The 15,121-nt window shown below is 52.3% G+C and carries 13 protein-coding genes; 4 read left to right on the top strand and 9 right to left on the bottom strand.

All coding sequences use genetic code 11. The features are described from left to right. Nucleotides 1-6 precede the first annotated feature (6 nt). Entirely contained in the window at nucleotides 7-1,056 is a 1,050-nt protein-coding gene (locus WCV85_04895) for a glycosyltransferase family 4 protein (protein ID MFA6474191.1), read from the bottom strand. A 57-nt stretch (nucleotides 1,057-1,113) separates the two neighbouring features. Here WCV85_04895 and WCV85_04890 point away from each other — a divergent pair, with 57 nt between their 5' ends. Next, nucleotides 1,114-2,184, top strand: coding sequence for an HAD family hydrolase (locus WCV85_04890; GenBank protein MFA6474190.1), 1,071 nt, complete (start codon nucleotides 1,114-1,116; stop codon nucleotides 2,182-2,184). 72 nt (nucleotides 2,185-2,256) lie between these two features. Here the strand turns inward: WCV85_04890 and WCV85_04885 are convergent, their stop codons facing one another. The 8 genes from WCV85_04885 to WCV85_04850 form a co-directional block, all read right to left on the bottom strand. Beyond that, complete coding sequence (locus WCV85_04885; protein MFA6474189.1) at nucleotides 2,257-3,150, bottom strand: SDR family oxidoreductase; 894 nt, start codon at nucleotides 3,148-3,150, stop codon at nucleotides 2,257-2,259. 5 nt (nucleotides 3,151-3,155) lie between these two features. Next, on the bottom strand, nucleotides 3,156-3,857 hold the full coding sequence (locus WCV85_04880; GenBank protein ID MFA6474188.1) for a class I SAM-dependent methyltransferase: 702 nt from the start codon (nucleotides 3,855-3,857) through the stop codon (nucleotides 3,156-3,158). 41 nt (nucleotides 3,858-3,898) lie between these two features. Continuing rightward, nucleotides 3,899-4,666 carry a glycosyltransferase gene (locus WCV85_04875; protein ID MFA6474187.1) on the bottom strand — a complete coding sequence of 256 codons (768 nt, stop codon included), beginning with the start codon at nucleotides 4,664-4,666 and terminating at the stop codon, nucleotides 3,899-3,901. 77 nt (nucleotides 4,667-4,743) lie between these two features. After that, nucleotides 4,744-6,003 (bottom strand): glycosyltransferase, encoded by a 1,260-nt coding sequence (locus WCV85_04870; protein MFA6474186.1) that lies wholly within the window; start codon nucleotides 6,001-6,003, stop codon nucleotides 4,744-4,746. Further along, nucleotides 6,000-6,506, bottom strand: coding sequence for a crossover junction endodeoxyribonuclease RuvC (gene ruvC, locus WCV85_04865; GenBank protein MFA6474185.1), 507 nt, complete (start codon nucleotides 6,504-6,506; stop codon nucleotides 6,000-6,002). The genes WCV85_04870 and ruvC overlap by 4 nt, the downstream gene beginning before the upstream one ends. After that, complete coding sequence (locus WCV85_04860) at nucleotides 6,499-7,215, bottom strand: YebC/PmpR family DNA-binding transcriptional regulator (protein MFA6474184.1); 717 nt, start codon at nucleotides 7,213-7,215, stop codon at nucleotides 6,499-6,501. Before WCV85_04860 ends, ruvC begins: the two co-directional genes overlap by 8 nt. A gap of 95 nt (nucleotides 7,216-7,310) precedes the next feature. Further along, nucleotides 7,311-8,153, bottom strand: coding sequence for a class I SAM-dependent methyltransferase (locus WCV85_04855; GenBank protein ID MFA6474183.1), 843 nt, complete (start codon nucleotides 8,151-8,153; stop codon nucleotides 7,311-7,313). A gap of 11 nt (nucleotides 8,154-8,164) precedes the next feature. Continuing rightward, entirely contained in the window at nucleotides 8,165-11,194 is a 3,030-nt protein-coding gene (locus tag WCV85_04850) for an aminotransferase class V-fold PLP-dependent enzyme (protein ID MFA6474182.1), read from the bottom strand. Between the two features lie 267 nt (nucleotides 11,195-11,461). Between WCV85_04850 and WCV85_04845 the strand changes: the two genes are divergently transcribed. The 3 genes from WCV85_04845 (at nucleotide 11,462) to WCV85_04835 (ending at nucleotide 15,110) form a co-directional block, all read left to right on the top strand. Further along, complete coding sequence (locus WCV85_04845) at nucleotides 11,462-12,520, top strand: SIS domain-containing protein (GenBank protein MFA6474181.1); 1,059 nt, start codon at nucleotides 11,462-11,464, stop codon at nucleotides 12,518-12,520. 379 nt (nucleotides 12,521-12,899) lie between these two features. Next, nucleotides 12,900-14,489 (top strand): hypothetical protein, encoded by a 1,590-nt coding sequence (locus WCV85_04840; protein ID MFA6474180.1) that lies wholly within the window; start codon nucleotides 12,900-12,902, stop codon nucleotides 14,487-14,489. 9 nt (nucleotides 14,490-14,498) lie between these two features. Next, nucleotides 14,499-15,110, top strand: a complete 612-nt coding sequence (locus WCV85_04835; protein ID MFA6474179.1) for a class I SAM-dependent methyltransferase — start codon at nucleotides 14,499-14,501, stop codon at nucleotides 15,108-15,110. Nucleotides 15,111-15,121 lie beyond the last annotated feature (11 nt).

The following is a 15,121-nucleotide window of genomic DNA, read 5'->3' as shown; positions in this document are numbered from 1 at the left end:
GTGGATTTACCGCCACTGCCGGATGAGCTTTTGGTACACCGCCAGGTACCCAGCGACCATTGCTTCCACGGAAAAGTACTGCTCCGCTCGTTTTCGGCAGGCCGCGGGTCTAATTGTTCCCAGCTTGCTCACCATGCGCGCCGCTTCGTCATTGGAGTGCACCAGGAAGCCAGTCTGCTTGTGGGCAATCACCTCAGGCGCGGCTCCCCGTGCCATGGCAATGACCGGCGTGCCGCAGGCATTAGCCTCTGCCATGAAGAGGCCAAAGGGCTCTTCCCACTGGATGAGCGCCAGCAAGCCTGCAGCGCGGGACAGGAGTTTGGATTTTCCAACGTGATCCACTTCACCCAAGAATTTGATTTGCTTGCCGTCAATGAGCGGTTTCACCTTCTCGGTGAAGAACTTCACATCCACCGCATCCACTTTCGCGGCCATTATCAAACGACGTTTAGTTTTCCTTGCCACCTGGATGGCCTGCACCGGACCTTTCTCTGGGCTCATGCGGCCCAAAAACGCCAGGTAGTCATCCTTCTTCTCCAGGTAGGCAAACTTTTCCACATGAATACCGTTGTACACGGTGGCCGCGTAGTTGAGCTTCAGGGGTTTGCGCTGGTTGTTGGATATGGAAACGAACGGGGTGTGGCTGTAGGGCTTGTACACCATTTGCTGGTAGCCAATGTCCAAGGGTCCGTGGAGCGTGGTGACCACAGGGTGGGGGATCATGCCGGTGAAGGGCAGCACGCGCCAGCCAATGTGGTTGTGGACAATGTCGAATTTTCCAGCCGCCACCGCGGTGAGCACCTTGCCCACGCCCATGTACTTCAAAGATTCTCGTTGCTTCACGTCGGTGCCAGTCATGGCGCGAAGTGAGCCGGGAAAAATCTTCACCAACTTGGCCTTGGTCTTGGAACCGCCCACGGAGAAGAGGGTGACGTCATGTCCTTGTTTCACCAACCCATCGCAGAGGTTTGCTGCGACGAGCTCTGTGCCGCCGTACTTGGTGGGAGGGACAGTTTCTTCAAACGGAACCAGCTGCGCAATCCGGAGCTTCTTCATACGGGCAAAGGTAAGTGGTAGAGTACTGGTAGTATACCTTACTTACACCATATCGTGATGTCATTTGAAGGTAGAGAGCAGTACAACCCAGATGCAGAACTCGAGCAGGCTTTGGCGGTTTACCGAGATTCACCGTATCTAGCAATGAAAGCCAAGCAAGCTGAACGGGGTGAGGGCTTTACTGTTGGGTTTACGGACATTGATAACACCTTCCACCGCAAAGACCGGCAGCAGGAATCGGAAGTGCTTTTTGCGAAGGCGGAGGAGCTGGAGTATCCACTGGTTGCCGTGACCGGGAATGACCTAGCTGGTATTCAGAAGCGGCAGGCAGCTGGGGAGTTGCCAAAATTCCCAGTGCTCATTGGTTCTGTGGGAACGGAAATCCACGTCCTGCAGCCCGACGGTACGTACCGAAGAGATGAAGCGTATCGGAAGATGCTGCTGGAAGAAAAGCACTTCAACCGGCCAGAAATTGCCGCTGCCGCCAGTGCCTTTCTCGTCAGTCAACCTGCCCAAGCTGCTGAGGTCGTATACCAGAAACCCGAGGCAGAAAGGCGGTACCTCGCTAACCCGGAGCCCGAAGCGGTGAACCAGGCGGTGCAGGAATTCAAGCTCAGCTTTTACTTTTTCGCTGACGCACCGGCAGGAGTGGAGGGAGTGATGCAAGAGGCGGCCACAGCCTTTCCCGGTCAGGAGCTGGTGGCCTGCGAGGAAATTGGCTACAACCGTGAGCACGAGGGTGAACCACGAAAAAAGTACTGCCTGGACGTTCTGCCCATAACCAAAGCCGGAGCCGTTGACTACGTAGCGAAGCTTACGAATGTGGAAAAAGGTTTGGTGGCGGGTGACAGCGGGAATGACACCGACATGCTCATGCGGTCAGGGAAGTTGCAAGCTGTGGTGGTTGGTGGCGCAAAGTCAGAACTTGTTTCCGCGGTTGATGCGTCAGCCCCGGAAAAACCTGGGAAGAGTAGCTTCCGTAGGGTCATGGGAGAAGATGGAGCCCTGAAAGCAATCTACGTTGAAAAAGGTGATCGGCTTGGTCCTGAGAGTATTAGCTACGCTGCGGAAGTGCTGCAGCGGGCGGAGCGAATACAAAAAATCCGAACCGATCGTACGGAGACCTAGCGCCGGTAAAGTTATTTTTTCTCCACCATTCGTTCGTACACTTCGGCCACGCCTTTGGCAATCAAGCGCCAGCTACAGGTGATTGCGACCGACCGCCGCTTTCCAAATAGCTTGAAGGAGCTCGAAAGAATACTCTGGTCGGTTGGTATAGGGGAAAGAACTGTGCACCCGATAGCTTGGGACGTAGGACTGCTCTACCGTTTCCACGCTAATACGCTGCCCACATTCCTTGGCAACCTGCTGGATTCTCTCTAGGTAGTTACGAATTGGCTCATTCTCAGAAACAATGTGGAAGCAAGACTGTGAAGGTGGGGGAGAATGTAGCACATGTGCGTATCCAGCAACAACGTGTGACAACGCGGCGAGGGGGCGAAACGCACTCCCATCCCCAAACATGCGCACCACCCCCTCTTTTTTTGCTTGCTGAACGCAAAATTGCATCAATGTGTCCCATCGCATGCACGGCGATAGGCCATAGATTGTTGGATGGCGAATAATTGTGCAGGGTACCTTTTCTTGTGATAGGAGTAGATTTTCCGCAATTCGCTTTGTATCGCCGTACACTGTTGCAGGACGAGGCACATCGTTTTCAAAAAATTCATTCCCCGTTTTCTGGACACCATCATCAAACACTGAAGCAGTAGAGACATAGACGAATCTATCAATGCCTGTACCCGCCGCTGCATGCATGAGCGCACGAACCGAGTCTACGTTTCTATACGCTGCCTCCTGCGGATTCCGAGCACAGGCCGCATCTCCAGATACGCCGTAGAAGTCAAGGATATGCGTAAATACCCCGGGTTCAATTCTGGCAGACCATGGGTCGGCAACCACGTGGGTTTCCAGAGGGTAGAGTGGGCTAGGGGAGTGGGGTGAAAAAACACTCACTCGAATACGTTGGCTAGCCAAATGTGCGCGCAAAGCACTCCCAACGTATCCTGTCCCCCCAAACATGGCGATATGCATCTGCCTCACTTCCTTTTTTGGTATACCGCTAGTAGAGAAACCCCCCAGGGTATTGGAAATCGCAAAAAGAATCTTTCGGCGGCAAGGACACTGTGAAGTACAGCATTGAATAGGGTGGGTGGGGTTGCAAGTTCCCACGCCGCCCCCTCTTTTGGGGTCCTTTCCGGTATCAACTTTTGGCACAGGCGAATGACTGCAATCACTGGAAAAAAAATGAAGTTGTAGTATCGCACGATCTTCGAAAGCCAGAGATTCTTTGGAAAGCACGCAGTAAGCTGCTTTTTGGTGTACCGTCGCCAATGTTGGTTTCGAGTGTCGTGTGAGCTCCACAAAAAAGAAAAAGCGGCCGTTGAAAGTACCGCAAATCCCTCGGGTGTGAGTACCCGGTGGAGCTCTTTGACGAATGCGGAATCGTCTTGCATGTGCTCGATAATGTCAATTGCCACGACACAGTCAAAGGAGTTGTCTGCAAATGGGAGCTTGGATGCATCGGCACAAATTACGGATGTGTATCCTTGGGTTTTTGCGTACGCCACGGCCGTGGGGCTATTATCAATCCCAACGACGTTTCCATAGCCAGCGAGGAGTGGTAGGTTGCCCCCTGTTCCGCACCCTACGTCTAAGATTTGTAATTCTTTTTTTTGCAGTAATTTCTTGAAGACCGCGGAAAAAATTTCCCGCCGACCCACAAACCACCAATGAGTCATCTCATTTTGCGCAAAAGTGTGGTACAGCTGCGACTCCATGCTTAGCGGTTCGTGCGTTCGGCTAAGTCAGCCGCAAGTTGCGGCATACGTGCTCGAAAGCGAAAGAGTTCCCTCACCATCAGCATACTGTCTCGAAAGAGTTTCACCGTAGATTTTTTTGCAGTGTCACGGTAGAACAAAATGGGCCTTTCCTCAATACGTAAACCAGCCAGGTGTGCAATGACCATAATCTCCGTGTCCCAAAACCAATGCTGATTTTTTGTGTACGCTAGGAGTGGTAAAATTGCTTCCCGACGAAATGTTTTATACCCAGATTGCCTGTCCTTGTACGCTACGCGTAAAAATAGTTGCACAAGTTGGCGATAGAGGTAGCTTGTCCCAGCGCGAAGGAATGTTGAAAATGAAAATGGGTATATGCGCATGCCGGTAATCCCATCAACTTTATGTGCGAGTAAATCCGGAATGAAATCCAACAGGTACATTGGCGAAGCTTCGCAGTCGACGTCAATAAAGCCAACGATCGTTCCCCGTGATTCACGAAAACCCCGCATTACCGTACCACCCCGGCCAAGATTTTTTTCATTTTGCAGGAAATGCCAATTTGGTAGATGGTCACAAAACTGTTTTGCGCTGCGAGCTGTGTCGTCTTTACTAGCATCATCAATAACGATAACTTCGAAGGAAAATGACCCTTTCCCAGATAAAATTGTGTGGATAGAAGTTAAATTTTTTTGCAGAATACTCCCCTCGTTATAGAGCGGAAGAGTAAGGGAAAAATTAATCGTTGAAGGAGTTGGATGGTCATCCATGGTTTCCAGTTTACACTATAAGTCCCATTTTAGGCTACAAAAAATCGCAGTAGAGTCGATTCGTATAGTTGAAACTCTTACTTCACCAGCCGTTCGTACACCTCGGCGACGCCCTTCGCAATCAGCCGCCAGCTAAAGGTGGTCTTTGCAAGTTCCCGGCCTCCTCGCACCAGTTTCTCTGCCAGCTCGCGCTTGGTCAGGACGTCGGCTAAGCGATGGGCGATGGCACCCGGGTTGCGAACGGGGACTAAAATCCCGCTCTTCATATTCCGAACCGTGTACGGCAGGCCACCGGTATCAGAGGCGATCACCGGCACTTTGCAGGCCATGGCTTCCAACGGCACCATGCCAAAAGGCTCGTAGTAGGAGGGGATGACGCAGACGTTTGCCGCTGAGTAGTAGAAGTGGAGTTTTTCTTGCTGCACGGCGCCGGTAAATACGGTGCGATCACGTATCCCATACTCTCGGCACACATCTTTCAGTCGTTTGATTTCCTCCCGGACTTCGGGCTCTGCCCGGCGGCCCAGGTTGCCGCCGACAATGTACAGCCAGGTTTTTCCTCGCAGCTCTGGGTGGTGCTTGAAGAGTTTAGCGACGCCAATGGCCAGGGTGCCAATGCCCTTGCGCCACTCAATGCGACCAGTGTAGAGAATAAGGTTGTCGCCGTTTGGCGCATTAATTTTTTTTCGTGCCTCATTTCGGTCAATGGGTCGGAAGCGTTGCAAATCCACGCCACAAGGGACAACGCGAATGTTCTCAGATTTTGCAGCATAGTGCTTCTCCAGGTACTCACGTTCGTACGGGCTAGTGCTCAGAATGCACTCAGCTTTTTCCGTAATTTCTTTTTCAATGGCAATACGCTTCTTCATTTCCGTGGTATCCAGGCTCTGCTCCCGAAATCCTTTCAGCGCGTTGTAGCGCATGATGCCCAAGCTGTGGAAGGTGTGGACCTGTGGGACTTTGAGTATGTACTTCAGCTGCATGGTTACCCAGCCCGCCTCCCAGTAGTGTGAGTGCAGCAGGTCGTACCGCACACCCTCACGTTTCTGCCAGGCCAGGAAGTTGCTAATGAATTCAGGCAGCAGTGGCCCCAGTTTATTCTTGGGGATGAACTGCCGGTGGCCAGCGACGAGGCGGATGAATTGCACGTGCTTGGAAACCCGGACGCGTTCCTTTTTGGAGCGAGAGTTGAGCCGGGAAAAGACATCCACATAGTAACCGCGTTTGCCAAGTGCCTTAGCAAGGTGCTGGACGTAGACATTTTGACCGCCGGCTTCTGCGGATCCAAGGCTTTCGAGTGGATCGCAGTGCACGTTGATGAGGGCGATGCGTTTCATGTGGAAGTTGCGGCGGTGATGGCAATGGCCAAGGCATCCGCGATATCGTCAGGCTTGGGAATGGAAGGGAGATGAAGGAGTGTAGCGACCATGCGCTGGACCTGGGCTTTGTCCGCGCGGCCGTAGCTGGAGAGCGTCTGCTTCACGGCTTGCGGCGTACACTCGTGCACGGGAATCTTGGCTTGCGCCAGCGTGAGCAGGATCACCCCGCGCGCCTCACTCACCTGCATGGCGGTTGTGGTGTTCTGCGAGAAGAAGAGGCGTTCAACCCCACCGACTTGCGGTTTGTAGGAATGGATCAGCTCAGTTAATTTGCTGTAGATGAGCTGCAAGCGCTTGGCAAAAGGGGTGCCCGCTGGGGTTTCAATCACCCCGTAGTCAATAGCCGTTAGTTTGTTGGCAGTTTGCTGGATGACGCCCCAGCCCACGCGCCCAAACCCCGGGTCAATGCCAAGGATAACGCGCCCACCTTCGCTCTTCGAGCTACGATGGGGGCTACGCACCGTTCGTCCAGACGTTGGTGACATCAGCGTGGTCTTCAAGAATGCCGGTGAGCGTGTGCAGCTTCTCCGCGTCCGCCGGAGAAAGAGGGAGGGGAGTTTTGGGCACGAATTCAATGTCCGCAGATGCCACAGGGGTGGTCCCAAGCGCGACTTTCACTTTTTCCAATGCCTCGGGTTGCGTCAGCAAAGTGATTCCTTCTGGATCATCTTTCACATCTTCGGCGCCTTCTTCAATCATCTGCAGTGCAAAGGTGTCGTGATCCTTGGGTAGGTGTTCTGCGGCAATACGAAGCACCCCCCGTCGGTCAAATTGCCACCGTACACTATTCTCATTCCCCATGGTACCGCCGTGCTTGCTAAATAAGGTTTTTACCTCATGCACAGTGCGGTTGCGGTTATCGGTCACCGCTTCCACGATGATGGCGGTGCCACCAGGTCCAAAACCTTCGTAGGTTACCTCTTCCAACTGCTGACCCTCGGCCGTACCACTACCCTTGGCAATGGCTCGCTCAATGTTGTCTTTGGGCATGCTGGCCTCGCGTGCTTTTTCCACAGCCAGCCGAAGACGGAAGTTCATAGCCGGGTCAGCTCCGCCCAGCCGGGCAGCCACCACAATTGCTTTGCCAAGTTTGGTAAAGACTGAGCTGCGCTTGGCATCCGCAACACCCTTTTGCCGTTTAATAGTAGACCACTTGGAATGTCCAGACATACAACAGAAAAAATCCCCCTGGAAGTATGATGACTATACTAAAAAAATATGTGAAGGTCAAGTGAAAAAGTGCGTCCTGCGTTCAATCCGCGAACTTACTTTGTTGCAATCCAGGTGTTGAAAACTTTTTCTGTTTCAAGCTGCTGCTGTTCAATCTTGGAAAAACCAGCCGTCGTTAATGCCTTTTCCATTTCTGGAAAGGTAAGGTCATACGAAATGTTCGGTGTGCCAGTTTCGGTACCATCCTGTTTGCGGCGAATCATGGACGCACGGCGAATGTGCTGCTCCGAAAAGCGTTGGGTCCAGAAAATGAGGTCTTCTGGGGTCGCGTTACCAATTTGCAAGCGCGCAACGGTTTCTTTATGCGAGATTTCGGTATCTTTGAATTTATCGATGTACATCTGCCCACCGGGTTTGAGCAAATCGTAGAAGTTTTTTGCTGTGTTGGTGTAGGCTTCCAGTGCAGCCTGCGGGGTTATCGGCGCTTCAGCATTCCAACCCCCCGGCGCGTATATGAATGAATTACCTCTGCATAGTAAGAAGTCGTAGGCTTCTTTTGGGTACTGTTTGAGCAAATCCGCCCATAGCACTTGGGCGCAGCGTTCGGGCAACCCCGCCTCTTCCGCACGTTTGTTGAAGAGTTCCACCTCATCCGTAAAGCCATCAGCGGAGTCTATGTTCCACCCTCGTTGCAGCAAACCAAGTGCGGGGAAGCCACTCCCAGCAGCAACATCAATAATTTTGGATTCTTTGGTTATTCCTTGTCGCTCCCAAAGTGCCTCAATTTCATCGTAATGCTTTGGCGCATTATAGAGCAGCTCATTCACGCACAGCTCCCACAGCTCCGCAAACGTGGGCTCGTGATCTAGGCGGAATGTCTTGTATTCGGTTTTTTCCTTATCCGCGTCCTGATTTGGCGCGTGATTTTTTTCAGACATCATGGTTGGGTCTATTTCTGGGCTAGCCAGACGACGAAGTGTTTTTCTTGTGCGAGCTTGAGTTGTTGGACGTTCTTGAACCCAGCTTTCTGTAGCAACATTTCCATTTCTTCTACGCTCAAGTCATAGGCCATGTTTGGTAATCCAGTCTCTTTGCCTTGGGTGTCGCGCAAGAGCATTTGCGCAAAGCGAATGTGATCTTCTGGTTTGCGTTCGACGTAGAAGACTACGTCTTTTTGCTGCGCAGGCTCCTGAATGTACAGCCGAGCAACAACTTTTTTATCTGGGATTTCTGCATCACGGAATTTATCTACGTAGAGGTAGCCACCTGGCTTGAGAAGGCTGTAGTAGACGCGTAACGTCTCTAAATATTTCGCCAAAGATTTTTCTCGGTCCACGGTGATTCGCTCATGCCAGCCGCCTGCCGCGTAGATGAAGGTGTTCCCACGGTTGAAGAGCATATCCATGGAATTTGCCTCGAAGTGTTTTGGCAAATCAAGCCACGTGCTCACTGTGGGCTGGTGGTTGATACCAAGCTCTTTCAGGGTTGCGCGGAATGGTGCCATCATGGTTTCACTCTTGTCTGCGGTATGCAGATTGTAACCTTGCCGCAACAGCTCAGTGGCAAAGAAGCCTGGACCCACACAGGTATCCAGCAGTGCGGATTTCTTGGTGAGGCCCAGCTTCGCAAAAAGCGCGGTCATTTCAGTTACATAGGCAGGAGCATTGTAGATGAGCTTGTACTCAGCCAAGCGCCAGAGATCTGGAAATGCGGGCTCATGCTCAATATCAAGTACCTCAAGATTGTCTTTGTCTGAGACATACTTGAGTTCTGCGCCCATAGCTAAGCTGCGCTCAGCATTTGGGCCTAGGGGCAAGTTGAAGAATTTAAATGATCCTTTACTCTGCTCCTGGAGGAAAAGCTTGGTGTAGAGTTCCGCGGATCGCGTCACAGCGTTGTCGCACATCGCGGGCGTGATTGCAAAAAGAATCTTGTGATTTGCTGTCACCTTTGGTTTCAGTACGCGCTGTGATACATAGGGGAATGTAATCAGTTCTGGTTTACCAAAGAGTTCGGCAATAAATTGACACAATTCAACAATGCAAAACTTCCCACCAGTTTTTGATTGAAATGTATTAAACGTGCAGGAAGCAATTTCCTGATTATCGAGGAGTTTAATTGATAAGTCGATATTCTCCTCTGCCTTTTTTGTGTAGGCAATGATGCCATCAAAGAAATTTTTATTACCATCAACAAATTTTTTGAAGTTGGCTCGGAGTAAGGTTTCTTGAAATACGAATTTGTCACCATTCTTGAGAATATCTCGCTTATGCAATCCGTGCTCTTTGAGAATTTCACTATAGCGATTTGGTAAATGACCGTCTTCTTGAAAAGTATCTAGTAACTCAGTTCGGTATTGCTCAGCGGTTTTCTTTGTTGTGTTGGCTTCAGAGTTACGAAGTTCATTCATTCCCGTTGTGTCATTGGCAATAATTGCCAGTTTTGCTTGGTATCCGTGCGCTTTCAAATCCGCAACCGTCCGACAAGCCAAGCGCCACGTGAAAAGCGGAAAGCTCGTCATGCCAAACTCATCCATGAGGCCGTGCAGGCGCTCGGGTACCATGGTTGCAATGCTGGGCCAGAAGCGGTTTTCCTGCATGTCTGGTATGCCCAAGAAGTGGCCACCCATGACAATAATTTCCGTATCCTGTGGGCCGTAGAGGGATTGCTGCAGCTTTTCGGCCAGGGCAGCATAGGAATTCACCACATGGGTGCTGCGGTAGTAGAGCTTGTTGCGCAGGGGCTCCAGGTTGGGGTTGGTAATGCGCCCTTGTTTCTTATCGAAGAAGAATCGCATTTCGTTGAGCACGTGGTCAATGTCTTCTTCGGTGTTGTACACGCCCAGACTAATGCGCAGGGTTTCTTGGCCCAGCTTTTCCGCTAGCGGGAAGGCACAATGTGCGCCGTAGCGAATGCAGATCTTTTGGCGACCAAGGTGTTCGCCGAGTTCTTTGGTGTTCGTGTCTTGCAAACCAAAAGAGAGGACGCCAATTTTTTGTTGGAGGTCGGTGGGACCAAAGACCTGCACCCCAGGAATTGTCGCCAACCCATCCAGCAAACGTTTTAGCAGCCCGCGTTCGTGTGCCTGAATATCTGGGAAGCCAATAGAACGAATGAAGTTGACGGCGCGAGAAAGGCCGAGAATGTTGGACAGGTTTGGCGTGCCACCTTCCAACGTGATGAGCGACGGGAAGTAGTCAGGGGAGATGATATCACCAGTTTTATCAAAGGTGATGGCCACATTCTGCACGGTGCCGCCACCCATACGTGTCGGAGTGAGCAGGTGGTGGATTTTTCGGGCAATGTACAATCCACCTACGCCATCTGGCCCGTACATTTTGTGGCCCGAGAACGCGTAGAAGTCCGCCTGCATTGCCTGGACGTCTACTGGGATGTGCGCCACGGCTTGCGCGCCATCCACAATGAAGAAGATTTTCTTGTCGTGGTTTTTAACGAGTTTGCCAATAGCTACCACGTCGTTGATGTTCCCGAGGACATTGGAGCAGTGTCCCACGGCCACGATACGGGTTTTGGGCGTAAGCGCTTTCTGCACATCGTTTGGATTGACCACGCCGTCTTTGATGCCTACGATGCGGATTTTCGCCCCACGCTTTACCAGCTTGGTGTAGGGCAGCATGTTGGAGTGATGTTCAGACACGGCGATGACAATTTCGTCACCAGGCTTTACATGGTCGGCAATACCATCCACCGCAAGGTTGATACTGTCCGTAGTGTTATTTGTGAAGATGAGTTCCTCTGCCGTGGCGCCAATGAAGCCGGCAATATTCTCCCGGGCGGCTTGCAACGCCTGTTCATTTTTTTCCGCTACGGCGTGCGCACTACGATTCGGGTTGCCTTTGTACTGCAAAGACTGCTCCACCACACGCGTCACCGCATCCGGTACTTGGGTTGTGGCGGCGCTGTCCAGGTAGGTGAAGTTGTTCTGACGAAAAAAGTGAAATTTTGACTTGATTTCCATAGATGCAAGCGTGCTTTAGCTAATGAATGACGGCTTTATTTTAACGTAGTTGTCCGTTTTACACCATTATGTGAAGGGGATAGTTACGTCCCGTCACTGAGGCGGGATCCCGCCCTCTTCTACCTAACTCCTCCTCATTGTCATTCTGAGTCTAACGAAGAATCTCCGAAGTTTATCCATAGTCTGGGGATCCTTCATCTGATTCAGGATGACAGAAAAAGGCCTTCGCGACTTTACAGCTTCTCCGCCACGCGCTAGGGTACGGATATGCCAGTCTCTTTCACTCGACTGCTGCAGCAGTACGATCCCCAGGATGTCCATGGGTCAGTACTGCGTTTTGGCGCACAAGCAAGGCAGGCGTGGATAGAAGTACGTCGCTTGAAAATCTCCTCATTGAAGGGAAAAGTTGATGCGATTGTGGTTGCCGCCATGGGTGGCAGCGCTTTGGGCGCGCACATGCTGCAGACAGCTTGCGCTGAGTATTTGCGCGTGCCAATTGTGATTGTGAATGATTACCATTTGCCTGCTTGGGTAGGGAAGCGGACGTTGGTTGTCCTCTCCAGCTACTCTGGTACGACGGAAGAAACCCTGGCCGCACTGAAGGTCGCCCAGCAGCGAGGTGCGAAGATCCTAATTCAAGCCACGGGCGGGGCGTTGGGACGCGCGGCAAAGCGTGGGAATATCCCAGCGTACATCTTTACCCCCAGAGAAAACCCGTCTGATCAACCCAGGCTTGGCTTAGGGTATGGGATATTTGGTTTGCTGGGTCTGCTTTCCAAATCCGGGCTCATCACTTTGCCTTTACCCGTAGTTGAACAAGCCATTCGTGACCTTGAACGGTATGCAAAGCAGCTTGATTTGCGGAAGCTAGGCAATCCTGTGGCTACCTTAACCGCCACGTTGCTCAACCGGCAAATCTTTGTGATAGGTGCAGAGCACACTCTTGGTTCGGCGCATGTCCTGGCGAATCAACTGAATGAAACCGCTAAAGCTCTGGCTACCTACTTTGCCATTCCGGAATTGAATCACCACCTCATGGAAGGCCTGGCCAATCCCAAGGTGAATACCCGGAAAACGACGTTTCTCTTCCTCACTTCAGGGCTGTACCATCCTCGCATTCAGAAGCGTTTCCGGTTGACGAGCGAGGTTGTGCTGAAAAACGCTGCGAAAGTTGCCAGCTTCCGAGTGCCGGGGCAGACACGGTTTTCGCAAGCAGTTGCGGCAGTGGCATTTGGTGGAGCGTTGACCTTGGCCTTGGGCTTGCGCAATCATATTAACCCTGCCACAATTAACTGGGTGCATTACTTTAAGAAAAAGCTCGGGTAATTATATTTTCGAAATACAGATCTTGCATACCTCCCCACATCCATGCTTGGTGGGGAGGTTTCTTATACGGTTACGAATTACGAAAAGATGCTACGAATATACGAATTACGAATGGAGAGGGGATTGAGAAGAAGGAAGTAGAATATGTTTTTGTTTTTTCCAGACTTTTATTCTGCGTGATTTTGTTTTCTCGGTAAGGGTGACCTCCCCCTACCTAAGGTGCTGTGCTCGCTCGCACCCGCCGCAGACGGCTCCTTCGAAAGGAGGGGAGGAGTATTGTATTTCACTCGTACCTCTACCCATCCTAAACCGCCACCCTCTAACCATACTCGCTGCCACACCCAAACCCTCCACCCCTCCAATACGGTATACTTCCTACATGACTATTCACTGGCGGAGCCACACGACGCTCCTCATGCTCCTAGGTACGTTTGTGGTGAGCTTCGTTGCTTTTTTCCTGATGCAACGGAGCGCGGTCTTTGCCGATCCTGACTCCTTCTACCATGCGCGGATCGCGGTGCTGACCAGCCAGCAGGGTGCGGTGCGAGAATTGCCCTGGTTGCCCTTCACCACGCTGGGCGAGCACTACATTGACCAGCACTGGTTGTATCATGTTGCGCTGGTTCCCTTTGTGCGGCTCATGGATCCACTGGCTGGTATCAAACTGGCGACCGTAGTTTTTGCATCGCTCTTACTGACAGTTGCGGTGTGGTTTGTTCGCAGTTTTGGGGTACGCCACGCCTGGATTTGGGCAGCAGTGCTATTGGCCGCAACGCCGTTCACCTTTCGGATGAGTTTGGCCAAAGCGCCCAGCTTGTCTCTGGCCACACTCCTCATTGGTCTGTGGTGCATCTTCCGGGGGAAGCGGTGGCTGACATTTTTTCTGGCGTGGTTCTTCGTCTTGCTCTACGGCGGTTTTCTGGTGCTCATTGCGGCAGCCGGGCTGTCATTGCTTGCGTACGCAGTCGTTGACCTGGTACGGCATTGGGCACGGGAAGCAGCGGAAGCGGGGAGGAAACCCTGGTGGACCTGGCAGGGATTTCTGCACTACCGACCGCTGCAGGTCTTTGGCTGCGTTTTGGCTGGCGCCGGGGTGGGCATGGTGGCAAACCCTTTTTTCCCAAACACTTTTCATTTTCTGTGGGAGCAGGTTATCCAAATTGGCGTGGTGAACTACCGAAATGTCATTGGCGTGGGCGGGGAGTGGTATCCGTACGGCTTCACCGAGTTCATTGGGAATAATGTGGTGGTCATCATTCCGTTCCTACTGGCGCTGGTGCTGGCCATTGTGCACCTGCGACGAACGACGGCCAAAGGGTGGACCCTGGTGCTCCTCGCACTGCTCTTCAGCGTTGTCACCTTAAAGTCTAGGCGGTACGTGGAGTATGCCGTGCCGTTCATTGCTTTGGCTGCAGCAGTGACGCTGGGTGATGTGCTGAAAACCAGCGATTGGCGACACATCTGGGAGAGCGTGTGGCAGCAGTGGCAGCGTCGAAAAATTGTGGTGGGGCTACTCGCGCTGTACATTGTGGTCAGCGTGCCATACGTGGTTGCGCGGGATCAGCGCACCAATGTGCAGAACCTTTCTTCGGGAGTAAATGCTACTCACTTTCAAGCCTCGGCCACCTGGATGGCAGAGCATTCCAAACCTGGCGACGTGGTCTTCCACAGTGACTGGGATGATTTTCCCGTGCTGTTCTACTACAACACGGTAAACGCGTACATCGCCGGTCTGGATCCAACCTTCCTCTACCGCCAAGATGTCACCCGCTACTGGGCCTGGGCGCAGACCACCCTGGGCCAGAAAAAGGACAACCTGGCTGAAGCCTTTGACCTCTTTAATACGAAGTGGATTTTTGTGGAAAAAGATCATCGGGAGATGTACGAGAATGTTCGCGTGACGCCGGGTGTGGAACTGGCGTACGAAGATGCTGAGGTGTGGATTTACTCTTGGCAGAATCCAGAGTAAGGTACGGATATGCCATACCAACCACCCATCAATCGGCCGGAGGATGATTTCCGCGGGAAGTACGAATCTAAGAACCCAATCATGCGGCACTTCCTCCGCGGGTTTTTCAAAACTTTGCAGGGACTATTACCAAACGATCTAAAGAGTGTGTTGGAGGTCGGCTGCGGTGAAGGCTTTTCCACCGAGCACATTCGGCATTTCTTGCCTGACGTTGACTTGCAAGCATCGGACATCACCCCAGAATTGGTGACAGCAACCCAAGCGCGGGTACCCAGCGCAACCTGCAGCGTGGAATCCATTTTTGCTCTCAACCGGCCTGACGCCTCAGTGGATTTGGTTTTTGCGCTGGAAGTACTGGAGCACCTGGAGCAGCCAGAAAAAGCCTTGGCTGAACTCGCTAGAGTCACCAAGAAGTGGGCGATCATCAGCGTACCCCATGAGCCGCTGTGGCGAGTGATGAACATGGCACGGGGAACGTACCTCAAAGGGTGGGGGAACACCCCCGGGCACATCAACCACTGGACCCCGTGGGGTTTCCGACGATTCGTTGGGCAATCATTCGTTGTTCGCCGGGGCAAGCAGCCCATCCCGTGGACCATGTTGCTGCTGGAGAAGCGGTAGGCTTCGTAGCA

This window comes from Patescibacteria group bacterium, assembly GCA_041665345.1.
Lineage (GTDB): Bacteria > Patescibacteriota > Patescibacteriia > PEXW01 > PEXW01 > JBAYJA01.
Note: the sequence above shows the minus strand (reverse complement) of the source record. Positions and strands in the feature narration are given on the sequence as shown.

Bases quoted from the DNA above. Each gene is read 5' to 3' on its own strand.
- WCV85_04895 (MFA6474191.1), bottom strand. From the start codon at position 1,056: ATGAAGAAGCTCCGGATTGCGCAGCTGGTTCCGTTTGAAGAAACTGTC.
- WCV85_04890 (MFA6474190.1), top strand. From the start codon at position 1,114: ATGTCATTTGAAGGTAGAGAGCAGTACAACCCAGATGCAGAACTCGAG.
- WCV85_04885 (MFA6474189.1), bottom strand. From the start codon at position 3,150: ATGCATATCGCCATGTTTGGGGGGACAGGATACGTTGGGAGTGCTTTG.
- WCV85_04880 (MFA6474188.1), bottom strand. From the start codon at position 3,857: ATGACTCATTGGTGGTTTGTGGGTCGGCGGGAAATTTTTTCCGCGGTC.
- WCV85_04875 (MFA6474187.1), bottom strand. From the start codon at position 4,666: ATGGATGACCATCCAACTCCTTCAACGATTAATTTTTCCCTTACTCTT.
- WCV85_04870 (MFA6474186.1), bottom strand. From the start codon at position 6,003: ATGAAACGCATCGCCCTCATCAACGTGCACTGCGATCCACTCGAAAGC.
- WCV85_04860 (MFA6474184.1), bottom strand. From the start codon at position 7,215: ATGTCTGGACATTCCAAGTGGTCTACTATTAAACGGCAAAAGGGTGTT.
- WCV85_04855 (MFA6474183.1), bottom strand. From the start codon at position 8,153: ATGTCTGAAAAAAATCACGCGCCAAATCAGGACGCGGATAAGGAAAAA.
- WCV85_04850 (MFA6474182.1), bottom strand. From the start codon at position 11,194: ATGGAAATCAAGTCAAAATTTCACTTTTTTCGTCAGAACAACTTCACC.
- WCV85_04845 (MFA6474181.1), top strand. From the start codon at position 11,462: ATGCCAGTCTCTTTCACTCGACTGCTGCAGCAGTACGATCCCCAGGAT.
- WCV85_04840 (MFA6474180.1), top strand. From the start codon at position 12,900: ATGACTATTCACTGGCGGAGCCACACGACGCTCCTCATGCTCCTAGGT.
- WCV85_04835 (MFA6474179.1), top strand. From the start codon at position 14,499: ATGCCATACCAACCACCCATCAATCGGCCGGAGGATGATTTCCGCGGG.